16 protein-coding genes and 1 pseudogene are annotated in these 26652 nt (G+C 69.4%); 10 read left to right on the top strand and 7 right to left on the bottom strand.

The features are described from left to right. Nucleotides 1-42: 42 nt before the first annotated feature. The 5 genes from VFA06_RS08020 (at nt 43) to VFA06_RS08000 (ending at nt 9086) form a co-directional block, all read left to right on the top strand. Complete coding sequence (locus tag VFA06_RS08020) at nt 43-1866, top strand: ABC transporter ATP-binding protein (protein ID WP_324839804.1); 1824 nt, start codon at nt 43-45, stop codon at nt 1864-1866. Then, nucleotides 1859-3685: an ABC transporter ATP-binding protein gene (locus tag VFA06_RS08015; RefSeq protein WP_324839803.1), complete on the top strand. Its 1827-nt coding sequence runs from the start codon at nt 1859-1861 to the stop codon at nt 3683-3685. Before VFA06_RS08020 ends, VFA06_RS08015 begins: the two co-directional genes overlap by 8 nt. A 113-nt stretch (nt 3686-3798) precedes the next feature. Then, entirely contained in the window at nt 3799-4527 is a 729-nt protein-coding gene (locus tag VFA06_RS08010) for a WXG100 family type VII secretion target (RefSeq protein WP_324839802.1), read from the top strand. After that, the gene (locus tag VFA06_RS08005) at nt 4524-8402 is read left to right on the top strand and encodes a DUF6531 domain-containing protein (protein ID WP_324839801.1); all 3879 of its coding nucleotides are present in this window, start codon (nt 4524-4526) and stop codon (nt 8400-8402) included. The genes VFA06_RS08010 and VFA06_RS08005 overlap by 4 nt, the downstream gene beginning before the upstream one ends. Nucleotides 8403-8411: 9 nt before the next feature. After that, nucleotides 8412-9086 (top strand): hypothetical protein, encoded by a 675-nt coding sequence (locus VFA06_RS08000; protein WP_324839800.1) that lies wholly within the window; start codon nt 8412-8414, stop codon nt 9084-9086. A 29-nt stretch (nt 9087-9115) separates the two neighbouring features. Here VFA06_RS08000 and VFA06_RS07995 read toward each other — a convergent pair whose 3' ends face one another. The 3 genes from VFA06_RS07995 to VFA06_RS07985 form a co-directional block, all read right to left on the bottom strand. Then, complete coding sequence (locus VFA06_RS07995) at nt 9116-10531, bottom strand: glutamate decarboxylase (protein ID WP_324839799.1); 1416 nt, start codon at nt 10529-10531, stop codon at nt 9116-9118. A 150-nt stretch (nt 10532-10681) separates the two neighbouring features. Further along, complete coding sequence (locus VFA06_RS07990) at nt 10682-12910, bottom strand: cellulose binding domain-containing protein (protein ID WP_324839798.1); 2229 nt, start codon at nt 12908-12910, stop codon at nt 10682-10684. Between the two features lie 161 nt (nt 12911-13071). After that, a complete protein-coding gene (locus tag VFA06_RS07985; protein ID WP_349260102.1) occupies nt 13072-14100 on the bottom strand; it encodes a LacI family DNA-binding transcriptional regulator in 1029 nt (342 codons plus the stop codon). Nucleotides 14101-14259: 159 nt separating this feature from the next. On the opposite strand from VFA06_RS07985, the gene VFA06_RS07980 reads away from it, so the two are divergent. Continuing rightward, complete coding sequence (locus VFA06_RS07980) at nt 14260-16260, top strand: discoidin domain-containing protein (protein ID WP_324839796.1); 2001 nt, start codon at nt 14260-14262, stop codon at nt 16258-16260. Nucleotides 16261-16518: 258 nt separating this feature from the next. Here VFA06_RS07980 and VFA06_RS25865 read toward each other — a convergent pair. After that, nucleotides 16519-16692 (bottom strand): annotated as a pseudogene (locus VFA06_RS25865) (YegP family protein); the annotation flags it as partial. A gap of 275 nt (nt 16693-16967) precedes the next feature. On the opposite strand from VFA06_RS25865, the gene VFA06_RS07970 reads away from it, so the two are divergent. After that, the gene (locus VFA06_RS07970; protein WP_324839794.1) at nt 16968-18902 is read left to right on the top strand and encodes a hypothetical protein; all 1935 of its coding nucleotides are present in this window, start codon (nt 16968-16970) and stop codon (nt 18900-18902) included. Between the two features lie 140 nt (nt 18903-19042). On the opposite strand, the gene VFA06_RS07965 is transcribed toward VFA06_RS07970, so the two are convergent. Next, entirely contained in the window at nt 19043-20548 is a 1506-nt protein-coding gene (locus tag VFA06_RS07965; protein WP_324839793.1) for an MFS transporter, read from the bottom strand. A gap of 109 nt (nt 20549-20657) precedes the next feature. Here VFA06_RS07965 and VFA06_RS07960 point away from each other — a divergent pair, with 109 nt between their 5' ends. Continuing rightward, entirely contained in the window at nt 20658-21245 is a 588-nt protein-coding gene (locus VFA06_RS07960) for a helix-turn-helix domain-containing protein (protein ID WP_324839792.1), read from the top strand. Between the two features lie 178 nt (nt 21246-21423). Here VFA06_RS07960 and VFA06_RS07955 read toward each other — a convergent pair whose 3' ends face one another. Next, entirely contained in the window at nt 21424-22554 is a 1131-nt protein-coding gene (locus VFA06_RS07955) for a hypothetical protein (RefSeq protein ID WP_324839791.1), read from the bottom strand. A gap of 166 nt (nt 22555-22720) precedes the next feature. On the opposite strand from VFA06_RS07955, the gene VFA06_RS07950 reads away from it, so the two are divergent. Then, nucleotides 22721-23287 carry an NAD(P)H-dependent oxidoreductase gene (locus tag VFA06_RS07950; RefSeq protein WP_324839790.1) on the top strand — a complete coding sequence of 189 codons (567 nt, stop codon included), beginning with the start codon at nt 22721-22723 and terminating at the stop codon, nt 23285-23287. Nucleotides 23288-23311: 24 nt separating this feature from the next. Continuing rightward, nucleotides 23312-23743 (top strand): SRPBCC family protein, encoded by a 432-nt coding sequence (locus VFA06_RS07945; RefSeq protein ID WP_324839789.1) that lies wholly within the window; start codon nt 23312-23314, stop codon nt 23741-23743. Nucleotides 23744-23752: 9 nt separating this feature from the next. On the opposite strand, the gene VFA06_RS07940 is transcribed toward VFA06_RS07945, so the two are convergent. Continuing rightward, entirely contained in the window at nt 23753-26557 is a 2805-nt protein-coding gene (locus VFA06_RS07940) for a beta strand repeat-containing protein (protein WP_324839788.1), read from the bottom strand. Nucleotides 26558-26652 lie beyond the last annotated feature (95 nt).

Below are 26652 nucleotides of genomic sequence, written 5' to 3'. Positions count from 1 at the left end.
GGCGCGGGGAACGCCCGGTCGCGTCCGGAAAGGAGTCTGATGATGAGTGTCGCGATGAGTGGTGGCACGGCGAACGCGCAGACGCTTTCCGGCCCGGCGGCCCGACGGCGGGCCGATCGCCTGCTGCTCGAAGTCGCGCGTCAGCATTTCGGCTGGACGACTGTCACGGCCATCTCCACGCTCGCCGCATCAGCTCTCGTAGTCCTCCTCCCAGCCGCCCTCGCGCACGCCGTCGACGCCGTGATCTCGAACCCAGCCCCGGCCGCTGCTTCGTCCCACGACTCGACCCGTGCCGTGCTGCAATTCGCCGTCGTGCTCGCTGCTTTGACTGTCGCAAACCTCGTATCCGAGTTCGGCCAGCCCTACTGCGGCGCCGCCGCCACCGCCTCGCTGCGCCGACGGCTGATGGACCGGCTGCTCACCGCCGGTCCCGCCGCCACCCGGTGTTTCGCCCCGGGCGACCTGGTCGGCCGGCTTGTCGGCGCGGCGCCGGACGCGGCCAATGCCCCGGTCGCCATCGTCAACGCGACCGCCGACCTCGTGATGTCGGCAGGCGGCCTTGTCGCGCTCGGGCTGATCGATTGGCGCCTGGTAACGGCGTTCGCGGTGACGGTGCCTGTCGGAGCACTGATTCTGCGTTCCTTCGTTCGGCAGACCGGGGATCTGGCCGCGGCATATCAGCGCACGCAGAGCGAGATCGCGGCGCGGCTGCTCGACGCGCTCGGCGGGATCCGCACGATCCGCGCCTCGGGCACCAGGGACACCGAGGCCGCGCGCGTCCTGACGCCGGTGCCCGAACTGTCGACGACCGGCAAGGCGCTGTGGCGAGCTCAACGCGTCGCCGGTTGGCGCAGCATGCTGCTTTTCGCGCTCACCCAGACCGCCGTGCTGGCCGTGGCGGGCTTCGGCCTCATCTCCGGTCGCCTCGCGGTGGGCCAGGTGCTCGCCGCTGCCAGCTACGCGGCACTCGGCCTCGGGTTCTTCTCCTCCACCCAGGCTGCCTTGGCCCTCGCGCAGGCCCGGGGTGCGGCCATGCGCCTGGCCGAGACCGAAGACCTGCCGCGCAGGTCTTACGGCGCCCGCGACCTGCCTCCATCCGGCGGCGGACTGCTGGAGTTTCAACGGGTCACGGTCATGGGCACCGACGGCCCGGTCATTGAGAACCTTGATTTAACGGTTCCCGGCGGCCTCGAACTGGCCGTGGTCGGCGCGTCCGGATCGGGGAAGAGCGTGCTGGCCGCGCTCGCCGGGCGGCTGATCGATCCGGACGCCGGAATGGTGTCGCTCGACGGCGTCGCACTGCCGCAGCTCTCGCGCGAGGCGCTACGCGGCGCGGTGGGCTATGCGTTCGAGCGCCCCGCGCCGCTCGGCGAAACGGTCGGCGAAACGATCGGCTTGGGCGCGGAACCGCAGCGCGTCGAGCGCGCAGCCGTGGCCGCGGCCGCGGACGGCTTTATCAGGAAGCTGCCGGATGGTTATGAGACGCCCCTGGAGCGGGCTCCGCTTTCCGGCGGCGAGACCCAGCGCCTCGGTCTCGCCCGCGCGCTGGCTCGCGCCGGTGCCGGGCTTCGCCTGATCGTGCTCGATGACGCTACCGCCGCACTGGACACGGTCACCGAGGCGCGGGTCGGCGCGGCGATGGAGTCAGCGACGGCAGGTCGGACCCGGATCGTGATCGCACGTCGAGCAGCAGCCGCGGCTCGCGCGGACTTGGTCGCCTGGCTGGAGAACGGCGCCTTGCGCGCATTGGCACCACACCACGAGCTTTGGGCAGAACCCGAATACAGGGCGCTGCTTGACGGCGAATACGAGCCGGAACTAGACGGCGGATGTGAAGTCGATGGTGCTGGAGCCGAGCATGACTAGCCGCACCACGCCAGGCCCGGTGACTTCTGCCTCAGCCTCAGCCTCCGCCTCTTCGCCCGCCTCGGCCGGATTCCGCTTCATCACGGCCGAGGTTCTGCGCCGACGCCGCGCACTGACCGCGCTACTCGCCTGGTCGCTGCTCGAATCAGCCCCCGCACTCGTCTCCGGCCGCTTCGTCGCCGCCGCGCTCGACGAGGGCTTCCTTCGCGGGCGGGCGATGACCGGACTGGTGTGGCTGCTCGCTCTCGGCGCTGTCACCGCCTTGGGCGCACTCGGTACTCGCGCCATGTATCCCCGGCTCGGCGATGTCGTCGAGCCGTTGCGGGACGCCCTCGTCACGGCGCTTGTGCACGGGACGCTGGAGCGCGCGTGCAGAGGCGACGCCGAGCACGGACCACTCGGCGCGGCACCGGTGGCGCGATTGACCCGGCAGGTCGAGACGGTGCGGGACGTCGTCGCCGGTCAACTGCTCGTGGTGCGGCAATTCGCGGTCACGGCCATCGCGGTGTGCATCGGCCTCGCCTCGCTCGCGCTGCCGCTCGCCGCGCTGGTCGTCGGGCCGCTGCTGCTCTCGCTGCTCGGGTTCGCGGTGTTACTGCGCCCGATGATCTCCCGGCAGCGTGCTGCTTTCCTCGCCGAGGAGCGGGTCGCGGCGCTCGCTGGAACGGCGATCGAAGGGCTGCGTGACATCGCTGCCGCAGGAGTCGAGCCGCTCATCGCGACGCGCGTCGGCGCGGCCGTCGACGAGCAATACCGGCTCAGCCGCGCGCTCGCCGGCTTCGGCGCGGCGCGGCGCGCAATCGTCGTGTTCGGCGGCAACGTCCCCTTGCTGCTGATCCTGCTCGCGGCGCGACCGTTACTGCGGCATGGCCTGACCGCCGGGGCCTTGGTCGGAGCGCTGACCTACGTCGCCGTCAATCTGGAGCCCGCGCTACGCACGCTGGTTCAGGGCGTCGGGGCGTCCGCGCTGCGGCTGTCGGTCGCCGTGCGGCGCCTTGCCGAAGGCGGACTGGTCGCAGCGCCCGAGCCGGCACCCGGACCGAGCGACGCGACGCCCCCGGTTCCCTCGCTCCGGATCCCCTCTGCCGCCGCGGCCGTTGACATATCAAGCCTCTGCTTCCGCTACGGCCCGCACTCCGATCCCGTGGTCGAGAATCTCGATCTGCGCATCGGCCGGCACGAGCACCTCGCGATCGTCGGCCCGAGTGGAGCCGGCAAGTCCACCCTGGTGAACCTGCTGGCCGGATTGCTGCCTCCCGGGTCGGGCAGCGTGGCCCTGTTCGGTGCACCGCTCGCCTCGATCCCGGAGGACCGGCTCCCCGAACTTCGAGTGCTCATTCCGCAGGAGGCGTACGTCTTCGCGGGCACGGTCCGCGAGAATCTCGCCTATCTGCGCCCTGACGCGACGGACGCTGAGATCACCGAGGCCGCCGGGCTGGTCGGTTCGACTGCGTTGCTCGACACGCTCGGCGGCCTGGACGCGCGCGTCGTCCCCGCGCTGCTCTCGGCCGGCCAGCGGCAGCTGCTCGCCCTTACCCGCGCGCACCTCTCCCGAGCGCCGATCGTGCTGCTCGACGAGGCCACCTGCCACCTCGACCACGCCGCAGAACGCCGCGCCGAGGCCGCCTTCCGCAGCAGGCCAGGCGCGGTCGTCCTGGTCGCGCACCGCCTCGGCTCGGCCCGGCGCGCGGACCGCGTGCTGCTGCTCGACGCCGAGCGCACCGAACTCGGCACCCACGCGGAGCTTGCCGCGCGCTGCCCGCAGTACGCCGAACTCGTCGGCCGCCGTCCTGCTCCCGCGCCTATCTCAGTGGGCTGACATATCGCTCTTTCCCGCGCCGAGCAACGGATTCAGAACCGTGGACAGCAACGGAGCACTCTGCGAGACTCGCCGGAAGCAGTCGTTCGCCAGCGCAACGGGGAGGCAACGGGATGGCGATCGAGCTTCCGAGCGAGGTGGCGCAGTTTCTCAACTTCATCGGCATCAACTGGCCGATGATCAACGAGGACAAGGTGCGCGAATTCGGACAACACGTGCGCGAGTTCGCCACCAATCTCCAGGATGCGCACCAGCAGGCACACAACACGGTGCAACAACTCGGCCAGGCGTATCAGGGCGCGGGATACGAGGCGCTGCTGGCCAAGTGGTCGAGCACGTCGACGCAGCACCTGACCGAACTGGTCGACGGCTGCCACGTCGTGGCCGACGCGCTCGATGCGGCCGCCGACGTGATCATCGGCATGAAGGTCGAGGCGATCGCGGAACTGGTCGTGATGGCCGCGACGTTCATCGCCGACCAAGCCGCCGCGGTGGCCACCCTCGGCATCGCGGAGGCCGCCGAGGCCCTGGTGATCGAGGCCGGAAAGAAGATCGTCGAGTTCCTCAAGCAGCAGCTGATCCAGCACATCGTGGCCGAGGTGATCGAGGCGACGGTCAAACCGTTGATGGACAAGGTTTCCGCGGCGGTCAGCGGCTTGGTATTCCAGGCGGCGGCAAGCGCGCTCGGCGTGTCCGGGGGCGGCGGATCCGTCGGCGCCGGCTTCTCGATCGACACCGAACTGGTCAAGGGGCACGCCGCCGCGATGAGACAGCACGCTGAAACGGTCGCGGGGCACGCGCAGACCTTCGCGGCGAACGCGGGAGCGCTGAACTTCTCATGAGCGACGAGATCGTCGAGGTGGTCGAGCAGGACATGGCCAAGCCGGTCCTGGAGTCGATCGAGAAGGTGGGCGAGGCGGTCCCGAAGCACTTCGGGGAGATCGGCGAGAAGCTCGAGCAGTCCGCCGCGGCGCACGTGGAGAACGAGGCCGGGATCGTCGCGAAGATCGAGGGCATCGGCAAGGGCGACGCGGAAGGCTCGCTCAGCGGCGCGGAATCCGAGGTCACCGGGTCCGGCGGGCTGTCCGGCGGCGGCGGTGAACCCGAGCCGCTCGGCGGCGGCAACGAGGTGACGGACGGGCAGGTGCCCGGCGCGCAGGGCGCGAGCGACGATCCAGTTGACCTGGTCAGCGGGCAGATGTTCCTCCCGCAGCAGGATCTCGCGCTGCCCGGCGTGCTGCCGCTGGTGCTGGAACGGATGCACCGCTCGGACTATCGCCGGGGCCGCTGGTTCGGCCGCTCCTGGGCCTCCACGCTGGATCAGCGTGTTGAGATCGACGAGGACGGCATCCACTACGCGGCACCGGACGGCGTGGTGCTGCACTACCAGGTGCCGACCCAGCCCGGCCAGGAGGTGCTGCCGAGCGAGGGCGCACGCTGGCCGCTGCGCTGGGACCGGGCCGGTGACACGATCCTGATCGCGCAGCCGGAATCCGGCCGCACGCTGCACTTCCCGCCCGGCCCCACGCCAGAGGTGTCCCGGCCGGTGCAGGCGATCAGCGACCGCAACGGCAACCGGATCACCTTCGTGCACGACGACGAGGGCCTGCCCACCGACGTCTACCACACCGGCGGCTACCACGTGATCGTGGACAGCGAGCTGACCAGCGCCGGTCCGCGGATATCAGGGCTCAGGCTCGCTGATCCGGGCGGGGGAGACGCCACCGCGCTCGTGGGCTTCCGCTACGACCCGCTCGGCAGGCTGACCGATCTGCTCGACTCCTCCGGCCGCCCGCTGGTCTTCGAATACGACCGCGACGACCGGGTCACCGGCTGGATCGACCGCAACGGCAACCGGTACGAATACGAGTACGACGACTCCGGCCGCGTCGTGAGCGCCAACGGCACCGGCGGCTACCTGGCCGCCACCTTCGCCTACGACCTCGAAGCACGCACCACCACCGTCACCGACTCGCTCGGCTACCCGACCGTCTACCACTGGAACGAGCGCGGCCAGACGGTCCGCGTGGTGGACCCGCTCGGCGCCGAGACCGTCACCGAGCAGGATCGCTACAACCGGCTGCTCGCCGTCACCGATGCGCTCGGCCGCACCACACGATACGTGCGCGATGAGCACGGCGACCCGGTGCGAATCGAGCGCCCGGACGGCAGCGCCTTGCAGATCACGTACAACGAATCGCGGCTGCCCACAGCGGTCCTCGTTCCGGGCGGCGCGCTATGGCAGTACGCGTATGACGAGCGCGGAAATCTCACCGTCGTCACCGCCCCGGACGGCGCCGTCACCACGTACGAATACGACGAACGCGGTGCGATGATCGCGCAGACTGACCCACTGGGTCAGGTCACCCGCTTCGAGGCGAACAGCGCGGGGCTTCCCGTCGCCACGACCGCCGCGAACGGCTCACACGCCCGGCTCCAACGCGACGCGTTCGGCCGAGTCAGCAGCGTGACGGATGCGCTCGGCGCGGTCTCGACTATGGGGTGGACCGTCGAGGGGGCTCCTGCCTGGCGCGTCCTGCCGGACGGCACACGCCAAGAGTGGACGTACGACGGCGAGGGCAACCTTGTCGAATACCGCGACCCGATCGGCGGAACGGCGCGGACCGAGTATGGGCCCTTCGACAAGCCGATTGCGCGCACCGACCAGTTCGGCGCGGTCTATCGCTTCGGCTACGACACCGAACTGCGGCTGGTCAGCGTCACGAATGCCGCCGGCCTGTCCTGGCGCTACGAGTATGACGCCGCCGACAACCTGGTCGCCGAGACCGACTTCAACGGTCGTGCTCTGACATACCGCTACGACACGGCACGCCAGCTGATCGAGCGGGTGAACGGTGCGGGGCAGGTCGTTACCTACAGCCGCGATTCGCTTGGCCGGGTTGTCGAGCGCGAGGCGGACGGCTCGGTCTACCGGCTCGTGTACAGCCCTGCTGGCCACCTGATCCATGCTGAAAGCCCGGATTCCACCCTCGACTACACCCGCGACGCACTCGGCCGCATCCTCACCGAGACGGTCGACGGCCGAACCCTGATCAACGAGTACGACGCCGCCGGCCGCCGAATCCGCCGCACGACTCCGTCAGGCGCGGTATCGCAGTGGACGTACGACGCGGTCGGCCTTCCGGCGACTCTCACCACCGCGAACAGTGCCCTGACCTTCCAACATGATGCGATCGGCCAGGAAACGCTCCGGTACGTCGGCGCCGGTGCCGCGATCGCGCAGAGTTTCGATGCAGCGGGCCGTCTTGCCGCACAGTCGGTTTGGGCGTATGACCAGACCGGATCCGGTCAGGAACCCACGCTACTTCAGCAACGTGCGTACACGTACCGTCCAGACGGCTACCTCACGGAGCTCACCGATCAACTGCGCGGTGCCCGCAGCTTTAACCTCGATCCGCTTGGCCGCGTCACGGCTGTGCAAGCGGCGACTTGGTCCGAGACGTACGCCTATGACGCGCTCGGCAACCTTGCGCAGGCAACGGCGCCCGGCGATGAAGAGAGCCGAGGCGAACTCGAACACGAGGGCACCCTTGTGCGCCGCGCCGGCCGGGTGACATTCGAGCACGACGGACAGGGCCGCCTCGTGCGCGCAACGCGGCGCACCTTGTCGGGCCAGACGAAGCAGTGGCAGTACACCTGGAACGCAGACGACCGCATCACGCAGGTCATCACGCCCGACGCCACATGGCGCTACATCTATGACCCCATCGGCCGCCGCACCGCAAAGCAGCGCCTTGATGGGGAGGGTGCGGCGGGCGCGGTAGTCGAGGAGATCACCTTCGCGTGGGACGGGTCGCGTCTCGCCGAACAGGCATCGACTGCAGTAGACGGAACTACGACGGCGGTCAGCTGGGACTGGGAGCCAGGCGGCTACCGCGCCGTGACGCAAACCCGGCGCAGCTGGGCCGCCACCGCCCCGCAAACCGAGATCGACGCCGCGTTCTACGCGATCATCGCCGACCAGTCCGGCATGCCCACGGAGCTGGTCGCGCCAGACGGCCGGATCGCCTGGCACACCACGACCAGCCTCTGGGGCACCCCGATCACCGCCCCGGGCGCCGAGACCGACTGCCCGCTGCGCTTCGCGGGCCAGTACCACGACGCCGAAACCGGCCTGCACTACAACTACTTCCGCTACTACGACCCGTCGACCGGCGCCTACGCCTCACCCGACCCGCTCGGCCTTGGCCCCGCGCCAAACCACTACCGCTACGTCGACAACCCGCTCGCCGCGTTCGACCCGCTGGGTCTCGCGCCGTACACGCCGCCGCCCGGCTCGAAAGCCAGCCTCAGCGCCGCCGACCAGGCGAGTTACGACACGCTGAGGCAAGCTGTCGACCGCTCTGCCGCACGGACCCCGGCGCAGATCCGCGCGAACCTGAGCCCGGCGCAGATCGCCCGCGGTCAGCAGGAGCCTTACTTGCAGCGGATGTTCGTCGGCTCGGAGATCGAAAAGGGCGCGGCGAACGACCCCGCGGTCCTCGGCGACCCGAACATCACCCACCTGGGCACCTCGTCACCCGGTCAGCAGGTGGCCGACTTCCAGATAGGCAGCGGCAACTACAACGTGGATGTGACCGGAGGCAGCGCGAGCTCGTACAACACGCACATGAACCGGCCGTACATCGACCACGGGGACCAGATCATGCAATATCCGACGATTTCTGACGCCGACCTGAAACAGATCTTCAAGTAGAGTCGGCGCATGCGACAGCAGATCGGCGGCGAGACCTTCACCCGGCTGCGCCAGTACGGCAGCGGGCGCGTGTTCGAGGGGCTTGACCTGGATCGGGTCAAGTTCGACTCGTGCATTCTGGCGCAGCACGACGACCCCGGGCTCGGGCTGGTCGTGCGGGACGTGACGATCAGCCGTTCCTCGGCGGCGAACTGCTCGGTGCACGGAGTGCGCTTCGAGGACGTGACCGTCGACGGGCTCTCCCTGGCCAAGCTGCACCAACTCTCCGGCTGCGTTTTCAAGCACGTCACACTGAAGGGCCGGATCGGCCCTCTGATGACGACGCCGGTGAACTACGGGATGGAGGAGCGCCTGCAGGCCGAGTTCAACGCCGCGATCGAGTCGTACTACCGCGACGTGGATTGGGCGCTGGACATCTCAGAAGCCGAGTTCAGCGACGCGGACTTCTATATGGTGCCGGGGCATTTGGTGCGGCGGAATCCAGAGACGCAGTTCCTGCTGCACCGGGACGTCGTGGACAAGACTCAGGGCGTTGAGCTGCCGGTGTACGCCGGGATCGCCGTTTCGCGGTTCGAGCTGACGCCCTTCGACTCGCTGGTGGCCATCGCGCCGCGCCGGTCCAAGAACTTCGCGCAATACCTGGAAGACCTCGAATACCTGCGTCGCGCGGGTCTGGCCGAGTAGCTACTTACAGACAGCCGCCGATCTCGGCGTCAGTGGTGGAAGGCGGTGCGCTTCTTCACGCCGTGCTCGCTCATCGGTCCCGGCTGCCGGTGGAGTTCGGGCAGCAGCCGGTTCAGATCCGCGAGTAAGAGGTCTGCCAGGTCCATGGAGAACCCGTTGCGGCATACCAGCCGGATCACCGCCAGGTCCTCGCGGTTAGCCGGAAAGGTGTACGCGGGCACCTGCCAGCCGCGCTCGCGCAGCCGCCGCGAGACGTCGAAGACGTCGAAGACCGTGGCCTCGTCGCGCGTGGTGAACGCGAAGACCGGCAGTTCGTCGCCGCGGGTCAGCAGCCGGAACGCCCCGGTCGCCTCGACTCCCTGCGCGAGGTGCTGCGCGACGTCGCGGGCCGCCTGCTGCACCGCGCGGTAGCCGTCCCGGCCGAGCCGCAGGAAGTTGTAGTACTGCGCGACGACCTCGGCGCCGGGGCGGGAGAAGTTCAGCGCGAAGGTCGGCATGTCCCCGCCGAGGTAGTTGACCTTGAAGACCAGCTCCTCGGGCAGCGCCGCCTTGTCCCGCCACAGCGCCCAGCCGACGCCGGGGTACACCAGGCCGTACTTGTGGCCGGAGGTGTTGATCGAGGCGACCCGCGGCTGCCGGAAATCCCAGGACAGCTCCGGGTCGAGGAAAGGCGCGACCATCGCGCCCGAGGCGCCGTCCACGTGCACCGGGATGTCGAGCCCGGTGCGCTCCTGCAACGCGTCCAACGCCGCGCAGATCTCCGGCACCGGCTCGTAGCTGCCGTCCATCGTCGAGCCGAGCACCGCGACGACCCCGATCGTGTTCTCGTCGCACATCGCGGCGGCGCGCTCACCGTCGAGGTGGTAGCGCTCGCCCTCCATCGGGACCAGCCGCGGCTCGATCTCCCAGAAGTTGCAGAACTTCTCCCAGCAGACCTGCACGTTGATGCCCATGACCAGGTTCGGCCGGGCCTGGCCGGAGGCGTATCGGTCGGCGTTGCGCGGCTCGCGCATCCAGCGGCGCTTGAGGGCGAGGCCGCCGAGCATGCACGCCTCGCTCGAACCGGTGGTCGAGCAGCCGACCGCGGCCTGCGGGTCCGGCGCGTTCCACAGATCGGCCAGGATCGACACACAGCGGCGTTCGAGCTCCGCGGTCTGCGGATACTCGTCCTTGTCGATCATGTTCTTCTCGGCGCACTCCGCCATCAGCGCGGTGGCCTGCGGCTCCATCCAGGTGGTCACGAAGGTGGCCAGGTTGAGCCGGGCGTTGCCGTCGAGCATCAGCTCGTCGTGCACCAGGCGGTATGCGATCGACGGCGGCATCGGGCCGTCGGGCAGCCGGTGCGCGGGCGGTGCGACCTCGAGCGGGCCGAGCGGATCGGCCTCGGAGAGTAGCGGGTTGACGGCTAGGCGGCGGTCGCTGCGGTGTCCCTCATGCAATCCCACCGGTCCACCTTCCCATCGGTCGGCGGTGGGCGCGAGCCGTCCGAAGCCGGGATGGTGCGGCACGGGGCCGGTGCTTGGTGCGCACCGGCCCCGCGTTGTTCGACCCTTGCGCTGAGCGGCTGACTGGATACCGCCGTCAGCTAACTGCGATCACCCGACCGTGCAAGCGTTTCCGTTGACGGTGAACGCGGTCGGCGAGGCGTTGCTGCTGGACCAGGTGCCCTGGAACCCGAACGAGGTCGAGCCGCCGGCCGGCACGGCGCCGTTGTAGCTGACGTTGGTCGCCGTCACCTTGGTGCCGCTCTGGGTCACCTGGGCGTTCCAGGCGTTGGTGACCTTCTGGTCGCCGGGCCAGGTCCAGGCGACCGTCCAGCCGCTCCACGCCGTCGTGCCCGTGTTCGCGACCGTCACGTTCGCCGTGAAGCCGCCGCCCCAGGAGTTCGGCGCGTAGGTGACCTTGCATCCGCCGGAGGAGCTGGACGCGCTCGTGGTCACGGCGACCGTGCCGGAGCGCGCGGAGCGGTTGCCCGCGGTGTCCTTCGCGTAGACGGCGAAGGTGTAACTCGTCGAGGGAGTCAGGCCACTGATCGTGGCCGAGTTCGTGGTCGGCGACGCGACCACGGTCTCGGTGGTGCCGTTGACGCTGACGACGTCGTACCCTGCGATACCCGTGCTGCTCGTCGACGCGGTCCAGCTCAGGTTGACCGAGGTGGACGTGACGCCGGAAGCCGTCGGCGTGCCGGGCGTGGTCGGCGGCGTCACGGTCGAGCCGGGCTGCAGCGTGATGACCGCGGCGCTGTACGGCGCGATGGTCTGCGCCGCCGCGCTACCGCTGGCCGCTGTGGTGATGGACGTGCCGGGTGGAGCCAGCGTGGCCACGCTCGGAGCGCCGGAGGCCGGGGTGAATCCGGAGTAGCTGAGCCCGACCGAGTAGCTGTTGCTCGGGTCGTCGTTGACCAACATCACCCGCAGCGAGCCATCGGCGGCCTTGACGGCGTACGACTTGACCAGCGACTGGCTGGAGGTCGCCGAGACCAGGGTGTCACCGGGGTGGATGAACTTGCTGAGCAACTGCATGCCGTAGTAGGCGGGGAAGGGAGTGTCGGCGGCCGGCTCGCAGACCTGCGCGCCGTTGATCGTGCCGCAGCTCCCGTCGGCCAGCACGCCGTAGTCGCCGTACGTCGCGGTGCCGTAGAGCGAGGAGCCGTTGTCGCCGGTGGTCACGATGCCGTTGTGGATCTGCCACCAGTCGACGCTGGAGACGCCGTTCTGCAGCCAGCCCAGGTAGTCCTGCTCCAGATACAGGGCGTTGACGATGCTGAGGGTCTGCTTGCCGGGGTTCGAGGACACCGAGTTGGTCTCGGTGATCATGATCGGCACGTTGGCGCTTCCGCTGTACTGGCTCAGCGAGGAGCGCAGGCTGGAGACCATCGTCGGGATCTGCGAGGTGTCGCTGAGCAGGCCGGCGTCGGTCGGCCCGGGCGGGGTGACCGTGCTCGGGTTCTGCGGGTACCAGTGCACGTCGGCGAAGCCGATCTGGTTGCCCAGCGCGGAGAGCACCGTCTGGTTCCACGTCTGCGGGCTGGCGCTGTTGGTCACGCCGTCGGGCCAGTTGCCGGGCGCGGTCAGCACGACGCCGATGACGATGCTCGGGTCCACCGCCTTCATGGCGCTGATATAGGCCTTCACGTTCTGCGCGTAGACCGCGGGGCCGCAGTTGGTCGGGCTGGTAGCGGAGGTGCAGTGCTTGTCCGGCTCCCAGCCGGTGCCGCCGTACGTGCCGTTCCCGTAGATCTCGTTGCCGATCTCCCAGTACTTGATGCCGTAGTTGTGCGTGACGTTGGCGTAGCGCACCCAATCCGCGGCGAACTGCGCGCCGGTTTCCGCGGGATTCTGCGTCGCGCCGACGGTGTCGCCGGTGCCGTAGTTCACCGTGATCATGCCCTGGGCGCCGCTCTGGCTCAGGAGCGTGGCGTACTGGTCGAAGTTCACCGACTGCGCCTGGCCGGAAAGCACATCGGTGTTGTTCTTCCAGTTGTACGTGTCCGACGAGGTCCCGCCCGGGAAGCGGATCAGTCCGATGCCCGCGTTCTTCATCAGTCCGGGCACTGCGGCGTCGATCAGCTTGCTGTCGTAGACCGAGCCGTTGGTGCCGACCCCGGTGGCGGGCACGGTCGCGAGCGTCTGCCCCGTGTTGATGCTGACGGTCGCGGCGCTCGTCGCGTTCGGTGTCGCGGCGGTCGCCGGCACAGCCGCCGCGGCGAACGCGGCCGCCGCCGCTACCGGAAGCACGGCCGCCGCGAGCACGCCGCGGCGTATCCGAGGTCTTGTATCAACCTGTGCGCGCACCGGGTCAGTGCGGCGCCCTGCGATGGTCATCGACGGTGCCCTCCATCGAGTGGGGAATGCAGCTCAACCGGCTTATCCCGGCCGAAACCGCAGGATTGGGTCCGGCGGCGCTGATCGTCAAGGGCGTGACCGGGCCGTCGATCATCGCGCAGTCCAGCCGAGGGTGGCCGCCGAAACTTACGCGCCGGGCCTCAGCGGGCCGGCGCCGCACCGGTGGAGCCCCGCACCACCAACTCGGTCGCCAGCTCGACGTGCAGCGCGTCCACCCGGTGGCCGTCCAGCAGTCGGATCAACAGGCTGACAGCCATCCGGCCCATCTCGGCCAGCGGCTGGCGCACTGTGGTGAGCATCGGGCTGGTCGCCTGGGCCAGATCGATGTCATCGAAGCCTGCGATGGACAGGTCGTCCGGCACGCGCAGCCCGCGCTGCGCGGCGGCGGTGAGCGCGCCGACGGCGGCCTTGTCGTTGAAGCCGATCAGCGCCGTGGGCCGCTGCGGCAGATCGAGCAGCGCATTCGTAGCCTGATACCCGTGGCGGGTGGTCGGCTCGGTAGCGCGCACCAGCTCGGGGGAGGGCAGCACGCCGGCCTCGGCGAGCGCCGAGGCGTGCCCGGCCAGTCGCGCCTCGCTGGCCAGCCAGTTGTCCGGACCGGCGATCACCCCGATCCGGCGGTGCCCGAGCCGCGTCAGGTGTGCGGTCAGGCTGCGGGCACCGGCGAAATGCGCGGCGGACACGGCGGCGATGTCGCGCGGCATCGCAGTACGCGGATCCACCACGACGAAGGGGAAGCCGCGCCCGCGCAGTGCGACCAGTTGCTCGCTCGGCTCCGGCGGCAGGATCACGATCGCACCGCCGACCCCGGCCCGCGTGGGCAGCGCGGGCAACACGGCGGCCTGCTGCGCGGCCTCACCGGCGTTGAGAATCAGCGTCCTGCCGTGCAGCTCCAGCGTCTCGGCGATCGAGGAGACGATGAGCCCGAAGTAGTCGGTGAGCACGTACGGGCAACGCACGAAGACCGCGCCCTGGCGCACAGCCGTGGCACGGCCTGCCGCGTCCGTCTGCGCGCCCAGCTCCTCGGCGGCCCGCCGCACCAGATCGCGGGTGCGCGGTGCGACGTTCGCCTGCTCGTTGAGGACCCGCGAGACGGTGGCGATCGAAACGCCGGTGTGCGCCGCGATATCGCGGACTGTCACCCGGCGCGGTGTCGCCGGGCTAACCATGTGCCACCGCGCTTGTTACAGCACCGCGTTTCATGGTCGCAGCATACCGGTGCTCGACTACCCGTTGACAGTTGCCGGAACCGCTGGTTTTCTACGGCTGTCGTCAATGTTCCAACGTTGTTACATCTGTTACAGGGCGGCGCGAAAGGAAGGACAGACATGGCCCGCTCCAGGCTCATCGCGGTTTCACTGGGCACGGCGATCGCCGCTGTCGGCGCCTCGGCCGGCGCGTCGGCGGCGAACACGCCGGACCGCGCAGGCGCCCCCGCTCCGGTCGCCGCGCACGTCTGGGTCACCACCCCGGACGGCACCGACAAGCTCAGCGACCTCGGCACCGTCGCGTTCGGCGCTGCCGACACGGGCGCGGGCGGCGGCGCGGCGACCACTGCGCCCACGATCGTGGTCGATCCGACCCGGACCTTCCAGACCATGCAGGGCTTCGGCGGCGCGATCACCGACTCCTCGGCCTCCGTGCTCTACGGGCTCGCTCCCGCCGCCCGCACCGCGACGATGCGCGAACTGTTCGACCCGGCGACCGGCGACGGCCTGGACTATCTGCGCCAGCCGATCGGCGCCTCCGACTTCGTGACCACGGCCGCCTACACCTACGACGACCTGCCCGCCGGACAGACCGACTACCAGCAGCGGCACTTCTCCATCGCGCACGACCAGGCGCAGATCCTCCCGCTGCTGCGCGAGGCGAAGGCGATCAACCCGCGCCTTCAGATCATCGCGACACCGTGGAGTCCGCCGGCCTGGATGAAGACCGGCGGCTCACTCGACGGCGGCCGGCTGATCGACGACCCGCGCATCTACCGCTCCTACGCGCTGTACCTGCTCAAGTTCATCGAGGCCTATCGCGCCAACGGCGTGACGGTGAATGCGATCACCGTCCAGAACGAGCCACAGAACCGCACGCCCAACGGCTATCCGGGCACTGACATGTCCAGCACGCAGGAGGAGAAGGTCATCGAGGACCTCGGCCCGATGCTGCGCGCGGCCGGCCTGGACACACAGATCTTCGCCTACGACCACAACTGGACCGAGCACCCGAACGACGCCGCCGCGACGCCCCCGGACGAGACCGCGGACATTAACGCGTACCCCCAGAACGTGCTCTCCTCCTCGGCGAGCCGCTGGGTTACCGGCGTCGCCTATCACTGCTATTACGGCGACCCGAGCGCGATGACCGCGCTGCACAACCAGTTCCCGGACAAGGCGATCTACTTCACCGAGTGCTCCGGCAGCCAGTCCGCGAACCCCGCGAACACCTTCTCCGACACGCTCAAGTGGCATGCCAGGAACCTGATCATCGGCGCGACCCGCAACTGGGCCGAGACCGTGATCAACTGGAATCTCGCGCTGAACCCGGACGGCGGCCCGCACGTCGGCGGCTGCGGCACGTGCACCGGCATCGTCACGGTCGCCGCGGACGGCACGGTGACCAACGACGCCGAGTACTACACGCTCGGGCACCTGGCCCGCTTCGTAAAGCCCGGCGCGGTGCGCATCGCCAGCACCTCGTTCGGCACGACCGGCTGGAACGGCCAGGTGATGGACGTGGCGTTCCGCGACCCGGACGGCACGACGGTCCTGGTCGCGCACAACGAGAACGACAACCCGCAGACCTTCGCGGTGCGCGAGGGCGACCAGGCGTTCACCTACACCCTGCCCGGCGGCGCCCTCGCGACGTTCACCTGGCGCGGCACCCCGACCGGCGCCTACGCGCTCAGGCAGGTCGATCCGACCGGATGGACCGCCACGGCGCAGCCGAACGGCCCGACCAACTCCTGCTGCACCGGCGACGTGGCCGCGAACGCCGTGGACGCCGACGCGAGCACCCGCTACTCGACCGGAGCCGGTCAGACTCCAGGCCAGTACCTCCAAGTGGACTTCGGCAAGCAGGTCCGCGCGAAGCAAGTGGTCTTCGACACCGGCGCGTCGACCGGCGACTACCCGCGCGGCTACACGATCACGACGAGCGCGGACGGCGCGACCTGGACGACCGCGGTGGCCAACGGTCAGGGCACCGGCCAGTTCACGACGGCGCAGCTGACCGGCGCGCCGGTGCGCTACGTCCGCATCACGCTGACCGCATCGAGCGGAAGTTGGTGGAGCGTCGCCGACGTCCGCGCCTACACGTCGGGCTTCGGCTGGTAGTCGCGCCGCTACCGCTGAAGCCCGACCCGGTGTTGGAGTGCGCGCTGGGCCCCGCGCCTGACACCGAAGAGCCGGGTACGCCGGTTTGGGTTCGGCGTACCCGGCTCCGTTCATGCGCCGGAGCGTTGCTGGCTAGTGGTGGGCCATGTGCTCCGCGGACATCGGCGCTGACGCGGTCGGCGCCGCGGCCGGCTTGGTGGTCGCCTTGGGCGCGGGCTTCGGTGCGGGCTTGGGCGACGGCTTGGCTGAGGCGGCCGTCAGGTCCTGGACCGAGGCCTCCGCGGCGTGGCGCCTGATCGAGTCGATGCCGTTCATCGCCGCCGTCTTGGACTCGTAGGCTTCGCCGACCGCGATGATCTCCCCGTTGCTGGCCTTGAGGCGGAAGCGGAACTTGCCCTTCGCGTCTGTGTAGAGCTCGAACTTCCCGGCCATGCCCTGTCCTTTCTGTCGCTGGGCGATGACAGATCGAGACTCGCCGCCTTCGCGGCGGGTCGCACGGTGGCCGGTCCATGCAGGTGACTCGGCGGCGCGCCGCCATCTCTTGACACGCCTGTAACGCAAGTGTTCACTGTCGCGATGGAGAGCGCTCTCCGCCGCCGTCGGCTCAGCCAGAGCGCCGATCCGGGACTTTCGGGGGGTCCGAGCTGCACGTTCCTGCAGTACCGTTCAGCACGCTTGTCACCGGAATCGTTTACGGAGCTGTGAACATGATCAGACCTCGATGGCTGGCGGTAGCAGTCGCCACGCTGGCTCTCGTCGCGGGCAGCGCGGTCACCGCGGGTGCCGCGAACGCCGCGGCGTCCGCCCAGAGCAGCACGGCACAGGGCACCGCGGCACAGAGCGCGACCGCACAGGGCACCGCGGCCCAGGGCGCGACCGGACCCGACCTCTCGATCCCGGGGCTGCGGACCGGCGGCAGCCTGGGCCCGAACGTGATCGTGTTCACCCCGGACATGCCGCAGAGCCAGATCCAGACCACCCTGGACAACCTGGCCGATCAGCAGGTCCCCAACCAGTTCGGCAGCCAGCGGTACGCCGTGCTGTTCGCCCCCGGCAGCTACGGCTCAGCCGCCGACCCACTGGTCTTCCAGGTCGGCTTCTACACCAGCGTCGCCGGGCTCGGCCTGAACCCGGGCGACACCGTGATCAACGGTTCGATCGACGTGTACAACCAGTGCTTCGCGCCGAACAACTGCGTCGCGCTGGACAACTTCTGGCGCTCGCTGTCCAACCTGACCATCAACGTGGCCGGCCAGTCCGGCTGCAAGGGCAACACCGAGTTCTGGGCCGTCTCGCAGGCCGCGCCGCTGCGCCGGGTGCACGTCAACGGCCTGGTGAGTCTGATGGACTACTGCGACGGCTCGCCGGACTACGCCAGCGGCGGGTTCATCGCCGACTCGCAGTTCACCGGCAGCACCGTGATCAACGGCTCCCAGCAGCAGTACATCACCCGCGACAGCGCGCTGGACGGCTGGACCAACGGCGTGTGGAACCAGGTGTTCTGCGGCGACTCCGGGGCGCCCGCGCAAAGCTTCGCCTCGAACTCCGGGCTCTCCGGCGGCCCCGCGCCCTACACGACGCTGGCCACCTGCCCGGTCACGCAGGAGGAGCCGTATCTGTACCTTGACTCCGCCGGCAAGTACCGCGTCTTCGTGCCTTCCGTGCAGCACGACTCGACCGGGCCGACCTGGTCCGCCACGACGCAGACCGCCGGGACCTCGCTGCCGCTCAGCTCCTTCTACGTGGTCAATCCGAGCAGCACGGTCGCACAGATCAACCTCGCGCTCGCGCTCGGCGACAACCTGCTGTTCACCCCGGGCGTCTACAACCTCCCGCGGACCATCCACGTGCTGTGGCCGAACACGAAGATCATCGGCCTCGGCTTCCCGACCCTCGTACCGACCAACGGCAACGTGACCATGGACGTGGCCGGCGTCGGCGGGGTCAATCTCTCCGGCCTGATCTTCGACGCCGGGGCGGTCAAGTCGCCGTCGCTGCTCACCGTCGGCTGGAAGGGCTTCCCGCTCGGCCACGCGGCCGACCCGGTGACCGTGGACGACGTGTTCTTCCGGGTCGGCGGCGAGCAGGCCGGCTCGGTGACCGACGCCTTCGTCGATAACAGCGACGACTCGATCATCGACGACGTCTGGATCTGGCGCGCGGACCACGGCGCGGGCGCCGGAACCTGGGCCGGCGACCCGGGCGACACCGGCCTGATCGTCAACGGCGACCACGTCACCGCCTACGGCCTCGCGGTCGAGCACTTCCAGAAGACCGAGACGGTGTGGAACGGCCAGGCCGGCACGGTGATCTTCTTCCAGAACGAGAACCCGTACGAGGTGCCGGATCAGGCCTCGTGGATGGCGAGCCCGACCCAGAAGGGTTATCCGGCCTTCTACCTGCCGAACCGGGTCACCAGCTTCCAGGGCTACGGGATGGGCAGCTACTCGTACTTCGACCAGGGCGTGGATATCGAGAACGCGATGGCCTTCCAGAGCCCGAACGCCCCCGGCGTGCAGTTCCACGACATCCTGACGGTGTTCCTCAACGGCTCCGGCGGCATTCAGTCGGTAGTCAACGGAACCGGCGCGGCGGTTAACTCCTCGTTCGGAGGGCCGAGTGACGTGGTCAGTTATCCGTGAGCTGCATTAGGTGAATAAGCAGCGCCCCCGGCCTGCCGCTGAGTGCGGTAAGCCGGGGGCGCGCTCGTTGTTGCAGCCGGGTGCTGGTTCGTCTTCCTTTGTGTGCAGCGGCCCGTGCGTGCAAGCTGCACCGCGCATGGTCACCTCACGGAAGGCTGCGGCTTGCGGAAGATGCCGGGCGCCGTCACCAGCACGATGACCAAGGCCACCGCGAGGAACACGACCGAGCCGGTGAGCGCCGCGGAGATCGCATGGGCCAGATGCTGCTTGGCGGCCAGCGCGGCCGGGACGCCGGCGCTGTGCTGCCCGGCGGCGTTGCGGGCCGCGGTGCCGAACACGGTGACCAGAACCCCGAGTCCGAGCGATCCACCGACCTGGTGGAAGGCGTTGACCAGACCAGAGGCCGCGCCGCTGTCCTTCGGGTCGACCCCGGCGATGCCGGAAGAGGTCAGCGGGATGAACGCGATGCCCATACCGAGGCCGAGCAGCATCATCGGCAGCGCGATACGCGGGAAGTACTGTGTGTCCGCGGACAGCCGGCAGGTCCAGGCCATCGCGATCAGCGCCACCGACAGGCCGGTGATCAGCAGCCTGCCGCTGCTCACCGCGCCGGCGACCTTTGGCACCAGGCGCGAGGTGGCGAACAGCACCGCGGTCATCGGCAGGAACGCGAATCCGGCCTTCAGCGCGCTGTAGTCGCGCACCTCTTGGAGGAACTGGGTCTGGAAGAAGAAGTAGGCGAACATGCCGCCCACGGTGAACAGCCGCGCGACATACGCTCCGGAGCGCTCGCGGCTGGCGAACAGGCGCAGCGGCATGATCGGCTGCGGCGCGCGCAGCTCGACCAGCACGAATCCGGCCAACAGCAGTACCGCGCCGGCGAACGAGGCGAGCGTCGCGTGGTCGGTCCAGCCGGAGGAGCCTGCCCGCACGAAGCCGTACACGAGGGCGGTCATGCCCAGGGTGGAGCTGACCGCGCCGACCAGGTCGAAGCGGCCCGGGTTGCGCTCGGTCTCCGGCAGGTAGCGCGGGGCCAGCAGCACCAGCGCGATCCCGATCGGCACATTGATGAACAGTCCCCAGCGCCACGAGGCCAGGTCGGTGAGCAGGCCGCCGAGCACGAGGCCGACGCTGGCTCCACCGCTGGAGGCGGCGGCGTAGAGCGAGATGGCGCGCATCCGCTCGCGGGCGCCCTGGAAGCTCATCATCAGCAGGGCGAGCGTGGACGGCGCGGCGATGGCCGCGGCCAGGCCCTGGATCGCACGGGTGGTCAGCAGCCAGGCGCCGTTCGGGGCGAGGCCGCCGAGCAGCGAAGCGAGAGTGAACAGGGCGATGCCGCCGAGGTAGACGCGCCTGCGGCCGAGGATGTCGCCGACTCGGGCGCCGAACAGCAGCAGGCCACCGAAGGCGAGGGTATAGGCGTTCTGCACCCAGGACAGGCTCGTCGGCGAGAAGCCGAAGGCGTCGTGGATCTTAGGCAGCGCGCTGATGATGACGGAGGCGTCCAGCACGATCATCAGCTGGCTGGTCAGGATGATCGCCATGACCAGCGGCGAGGGGGTGCCGCGCCCGGTGCGCAGGTCCGGGGTCCGGCCTATGGAATGCCGGGCTGCCGGACGGGTTAACAGGGAAGAAGCAGATGGCATGATGCGGCGAGCCTTTCGGAGGGAGCTCGACGAGTGGTAAAGTGGAGGCGCCCTCCAGAACTATACGGAGGTGCCCTCCACTTAGCAAGCCGGAAAGGGGAACTGGGCCATGACCAGCGCGGATGCCGGGGCGGTGACGATCGTCCCCGGGCGCCGTCCGCAGCGTGCCGACGCACGACGCAACTACGAGAAGCTGCTCGCGGTGGCGCGGGACGCGTTCGCCGAGGACTCGGCGGTCACCCTCGAGGAGATCGCCAGGCGCGCGCACGTCGGCATCGGGACGCTCTACCGGCACTTCCCGAACCGGCCGGCGCTGCTTGAGGGCATCTACGTCGAGCAGGTCGAGGAGCTCTGCCGCAGCGCGCGCGAGCTCACCGAGGTGCTGCCGCCGTGGGATGCGCTGGTGGGCTGGCTGCACCGGTACGTCGGATACGTGGGCACCAAGCGGGCGCTCGCCGAACAGCTGACCGCGGCCTTGGGCGCGCCAACCGAGGTGTTCGGCCAATGCCGCCAGGCGCTGTTCGCCGAAGGGGAGCCGCTGCTGACGCGGGCTCAGGACGCCGGGGCGGTGCGCACCGACGTGACCTTCGAGGACGTGCTGCGGATGGTCAGCGGCATCACGATGGCCACGTTCACCGAGGAGGGCCAGATGGAGCGGGTGCTCGACATCGCCCTCGACGGCCTGCGGGCCCGGTGACTGCCGCGCGGTATCGATCGGCACCGTTTCATCAAACGGGGCCGGACCAAAGACACGGCAGCGCCGCGAGGCGCGACCATGCCTCACGGCGCTGCGTGGGGTGACACCGTTTCAGGTGTGCCCCTGATTCAGGTATTCCCTCGAATCGGATTCGTCCCCGTATTGCGGTGCTTCCGGTTCAGTGCAGCAGGTTGAGCGTGTTCGCGGCGTCGTCCACGAAGTAGACGTCGTCGTTGTGCACGGTGGCCAGGCCGAACAACGCTCCTGCTCCCGCCGGGTCGCCGGAAGAGTCGAGCTGCACGGTCTGCACCTGCTTGCCCGAAGGCGTCGTCGCCACGAGGAAGCCGTCTCCCGCGTTCACGGTCAAGATGTCGCCGCCCGGGGCCACGGCGAGGCCGAGCGGCGTGTTGAGCGCCCCACCCCAGGTGACGGTCCGTCCGGTGCCTGCGCTCTCGTCGCGCCACGGCGCGTTCGGGATCGCGGCGATCCGGTTGCCGACGCTGTCCGCGACGTACAGCGTGCCGTTCGCGGCCAGACCGAGCCCGGTCGGCCCGACCACCAGCGCGGCCGGGTCGGTGTGCTCGCCGAACCCGGAGCCGATGACGGTGTGCGACACCACCCGCGGCGCGTGCCCGGCCGGGATCGCCAGCCCGAGCCGCAGCACAGTGCCGTGATCGACGGTCGCGCCGTTCGCCGCGACCGTGCCGTTGAGCACGTTGCTGACGAAGAGCTCCGCGAAGGAGCCGCCGTCCAGCGCGGTCATGTCCCACGGGCCGTTGATGCCGTACCCGGACAGCGTCTCGCGCACGAAGCCGTGCGCGTCGAGCACCAGCAGACAGCCGGCCTTCGCGGTGGCGCCGCTGCCGTCCGCGGTGGGCAGCGAGCCGACGACGACCCAGCCGGACCGCAGCGCGACCAGCGCGGTGGTCAGGCCGATGCCGCCGGGGCAGGCCCCGGGCAGGTGGGCCGCGCTGATCTGTGCGAAGGTGCTGACCTGGCCGTTCGGCCAGACCTGCACGATGGTGGTGCCGGTGCCTTGCAGATTCGATGCCGCGTTGAAGTTGCTGACCAGCACGTTGCCCTCGTGCAGCGCGCCGGTCGATTCCGGGACCACGGCCACGCCGTACGGGTTCACGTCGCCGTTGGCCGGGACGGTGGACGCGATCTGCGTGATGGTGGTGTCGACGGGTGAGGCCGAGCCGGCGGCCTGCGCTGACGCGGGCGGCACGGTCGCCGCGAAGGCGAGCGCGGTGCCGGTGAGTGCGGTGGCCGCGAGTCGGGCAGGGTGCAGCGTTCGTCGTCGTGCCATGAGTGCTCTCCTTGGACAGAAGGCGCTGTCGTTGGCGGTGATCCGCTGACGAAGGTGAAGTCGTGCCCGAACCGGTTCGCGCTCTGCGTGACGCAACGGGAACGGATCCTCGGCGCGGCTGGTTCACCGGCGCGGCGCCGGGCGGGTGACCCACTAGCGTTGGGGCATGGTGAAGCCCACGTTGCAGATCATCATCGGCAGCACCCGGCCGGGCCGGGTCGGGAAGCCGGTCGCCGACTGGTTCCACGCGCACGCGGCGAAGCACGGCGGATTCCAGGTCGAGCTGATCGACCTGGCCGAGGTGAACCTGCCGCTGCTCGACGAGCCGAGGCACCCGCGGTTCGCCGAATACGAGCACGAACACACCAAGGCCTGGAGCCGGCGGATCGGTGCCGGAGACGCATATGTCTTCGTCGTGCCCGAGTACAACCACGGCTACAACGCCGCGATCAAGAACGCGATCGACTACCTCAACCACGAGTGGACGGACAAGCCGGTCGGCTTCGTGAGCTACGGCGGCATCGCGGCCGGCACCCGCGCGGTGGAGATGCTGATCCAGGTGGTCTCGGTGCTCGGCATGATCCCGATGCCGATCCAGGTCAACATCCCGCAGATCGGCGAGCGCGTCACCGTCGAGGGCCGGTTCACGGCGAACGAGGCACTCGACAACAGCGCCGCGGCCTTGCTCGACCAGTTGGCCCGCTGGGTGGCCAGATTGGGCTCCACCCGCTGAGATGGGAGGGGAGAGGAGACCGCCATGCCACACGAGGAGCACACCGTCACCGTCGACCGGCCGATCGACCAGGTCTTCGCATACCTCGCGGACGAGGAGAACGACCCGGCCTGGCGCCCGGGCGTCGTCGAGATCAGGCGCGTCTCGCCGGAAGGTGGCGAGGGCGCGACGATCCGTCAGGTGCTGCGCGGCCCCGGCGGGATGAAGATGCGCGGAGACTACCGCATCACCGCCTACCAGCCGCCGACCCGCTATGAGTTCCAGGTGATCGCCGGCCCGGCGCGCCCGGCCGGCCGGTTCGCGCTGGCCGAGGACGGACCGGACCGCACGAGCGTCACCTTCAGCCTGGACCTGGAGCCGAAGGGCATGGCGCGGCTGATGGCGGGCCGGATCGCCAAGCAGATGCGGGTCGAGGTCGGCGCGCTCGATCGGCTCAAGCAGAACCTTGAGCGGTAGCGGCGCGGCCTACTCGGCGCTGAAGTAGCCGAACAGGTCCACGATCAGCTGCGCCGAGTTGCCGGACGGCGCGTTGAACTTGATCGTGAACGTGTTGTCCGGTGTGTAGTTGGCTCCTGCCTGCGCGATGGCGGTGTTCGCGTTCGTCTGGCCGGCCGCGAAGTTGACGTTCGAGGTCTGCGGGATCGGGCCGTAACCGGGGTAGACCACCGCGAAGCCGGAGCCGGTCGGCTGGGTGACGGTCACGTTGTACACGAACGCCGCCGTGCTCTGTGTGCCGTTGATCGCGGGATTCGGCCCGAGCGGCTGCAGGTAGGGGCCGTTGCCGTTGGTCAGCGGCCCGCCTGAAGTGCGGCTGTCGTAAAGGCGGGCCGGCGCGACCGGGAGATAGGCGTCCAGGCTGCCCGCGCTGAAATAACCCTGCACGTCCGCGATCAAGTCGATCGTCCCGCCGCTGCCGTTGTAGAGGTCGATCTTCCCGTCGGCGCCGACCGGGACGATGACCGTGTTCGGCACGGTCTGGCCGGCCGCGAAGTCAAGGCTGGAGGCCAGCGGCCTGGTCGCCGCGCCGTCGGGGTACGCGGTCACGTATCCGCCGGTGGCTTCGTTGACCGCGGTCAGGTTCAGCGCGACGGCGTTGACTCCGCTGGCGGGAAGCGACCCGGAGTCGGTGCCCGCGACGGTCAGCGTCAGGGTCTTGCCCGCGCCGACACTCGACTTGGTGCCGCCGGTTCCCAGTCCGCTGCGGGTGTCGAGGATGCGAGCGGGATACAGCGGCGTGTAGCCGTCCGCGGTGGTCGCGGTGAAGTAACCGGTCACGTCGGCGATCAGGTCGGCGGTGCCGGAACTGCCGTTGTAGAGGTCGATCTCGCCGCCGGAGCCGACGCCGACCAGCACGCTGCTGGCCTTGGTCAGGCCGGGCGAGTAGTCGATGTTCGACGTCTGCGGCTTCGCCTGGCCGTCCGGGTACGCGGTGATGTACCCGGTGCCGCTGGGGTTGGTGACCGTGAGGTTGAGCGCGACGGCGCTGACGTTCGCCGGGATCGCTCCGGTGCCGCCGATCTTCAGGCGAAGCGTCGCGTTCGCGCCGAGCGGCGTGGTCACCCCGCCGATGCCGTGGCGGGTGTCGAGGATCCGGACCGGGCCGTAGGCGCTGTACTCCGAGCCCGCGGTGGTGAACTGCTGCGAGGTCGTGGCGGTGTTGCCCTGGGAGTCGGTGGCTGTGATCTTGATCGGGTAGGTGCCCAGCTTCCTATACGAGTGCGTCACGCTGGGCGTGGACACGGCGGCCTGCATCGGCGTCGAACCGTCCCCGAAGTCGACGGTGTAGCTGGTGACGTCCCAGGCGTCGGTGCTCTTGTTCGTGGCGACCGCGGTCATCGTGCCGGCGGCCGCGACCGACATGGCGGCGACGAACGGCGCGGGCGGCACGACCGCGAGCTGAAGCGTCGACTTCTTGATCACGCCGGTGACGCCGGAGACGGTGAGCGTCGCCGTGTACGTGCCGACCTGCGTGTAAGTGTGCGAAAGGGAGCTGTTCGCCGTGGTCTGCGTCGTGCCGTCGCCGAAGTCGAAGCCGTAGCTCAGCCCGTCCGCCAGGCCGGTGAACCCCTTGGCGGTGAAGGTCACCGGCGAGCCGGTCGGCGCTTGGCTGGCGGAGGCGAGGAAGACAGCGCTCTGCAAGGGCGAGACGATTTCGAACGCGCCGCGGTCGAAGTAGCTCTCCGGCCCGGAACCGGTGTTCGCGACGGAGGCGAGGTCGATCCGCGGATTGCCCAGCAGGTCGGTGGTCGATTCGCCGGGAGCCGCGCTGTTCGCCGAGTCGACCGGCGTGTAAGTGTTCTTGTACACGGTGTCGTGCGCGCCCTGGCCGGTGGCCGCGGCGAACTGCGCGATCGTGGCGTAATCGGCGCCGCCCCAGTCGTAATACGGCTGGGTGCCGGTGACGGCGAGGGTGTTGTAGTCCTCGGTTGCGGTCGGCGACGCGGCCGGGTCGACGGAGATCTGCGGCGACGAGCCGTTCGGGCAGGCGTCGGCGCTGTCCGTGAACATGTTGTTCTCGATCACCGCGGCCGTGCTGGCGGCGCCCAGGCTGAGGCCGCTCTTGCAGTACGCCCGCACCGTATTGCTGGTCACGACCGCGCCCGGTGCGTCGTCCAGGGAGACGGCCACCGAATCGGTCGAAGTCAGGTAGTCGGTGCTGATCACCGTGCCGGCGGACCCGCCATTCACCACCACCGCCGGCGTATGCGATTCGACGAGGTACGAATGCCCGATGGTGATCGCCTGCGAGGAACCGGTGATTTCGGCGAGCGGGGCGTTGAGGGCGACGCCGTAGCCGAAAGTCGTGTCGTCGAAGGTGATGTGCGAGCTGCCCGAAACCGAGACCGTGCCGGTCGGTCCGGTCTCGACGCCGATGTCCTCGAAGTTGAGGTACGACGAACCGGAGACGGTCAGCGATACGCCGGTTGCCAGATAGCCGATCCATGCCTGATGAAAGGAGCCATGGCGGTAGTCGGGGGCGCCGACGATGTTGATCGGTGCCGCCGCGGTGCCCGAGTGCGTGATGGTGGTCGCGGGGTAGCTGCCGGGCTCGATGTACACCGTCTGGCCGGGGCTGGCGGCGTTGACGGCCGCTTCGATTGTGCAGTAGGGCGTTGCCTGCGTTCCGGAGCCCGCCGAGTCGGAGCACTGCGACGACGTACCGCTGCTCACGTAGAGCGTTGAGCCGGAGGGTGTGTCCGCGTGCGCGGCGCTCGGCACCGCGGCAGACGACATGATCAACAACGCGGACGCGACCGCGAAACGGCGCATGTGCACCGTGTCCCTCCCCAAGATGATCCCCGCAGCACGGAATTGAGCCCCGCGCCCTAGCAGCCGGTCGGAGTCTATCCGCGTCCGTACATGCC

It is taken from the genome of Actinocrinis sp. (genome assembly GCF_035653575.1).
Taxonomy (GTDB): domain Bacteria; phylum Actinomycetota; class Actinomycetes; order Streptomycetales; family Catenulisporaceae; genus Actinocrinis.
Note: the sequence above shows the minus strand (reverse complement) of the source record. Positions and strands in the feature narration are given on the sequence as shown.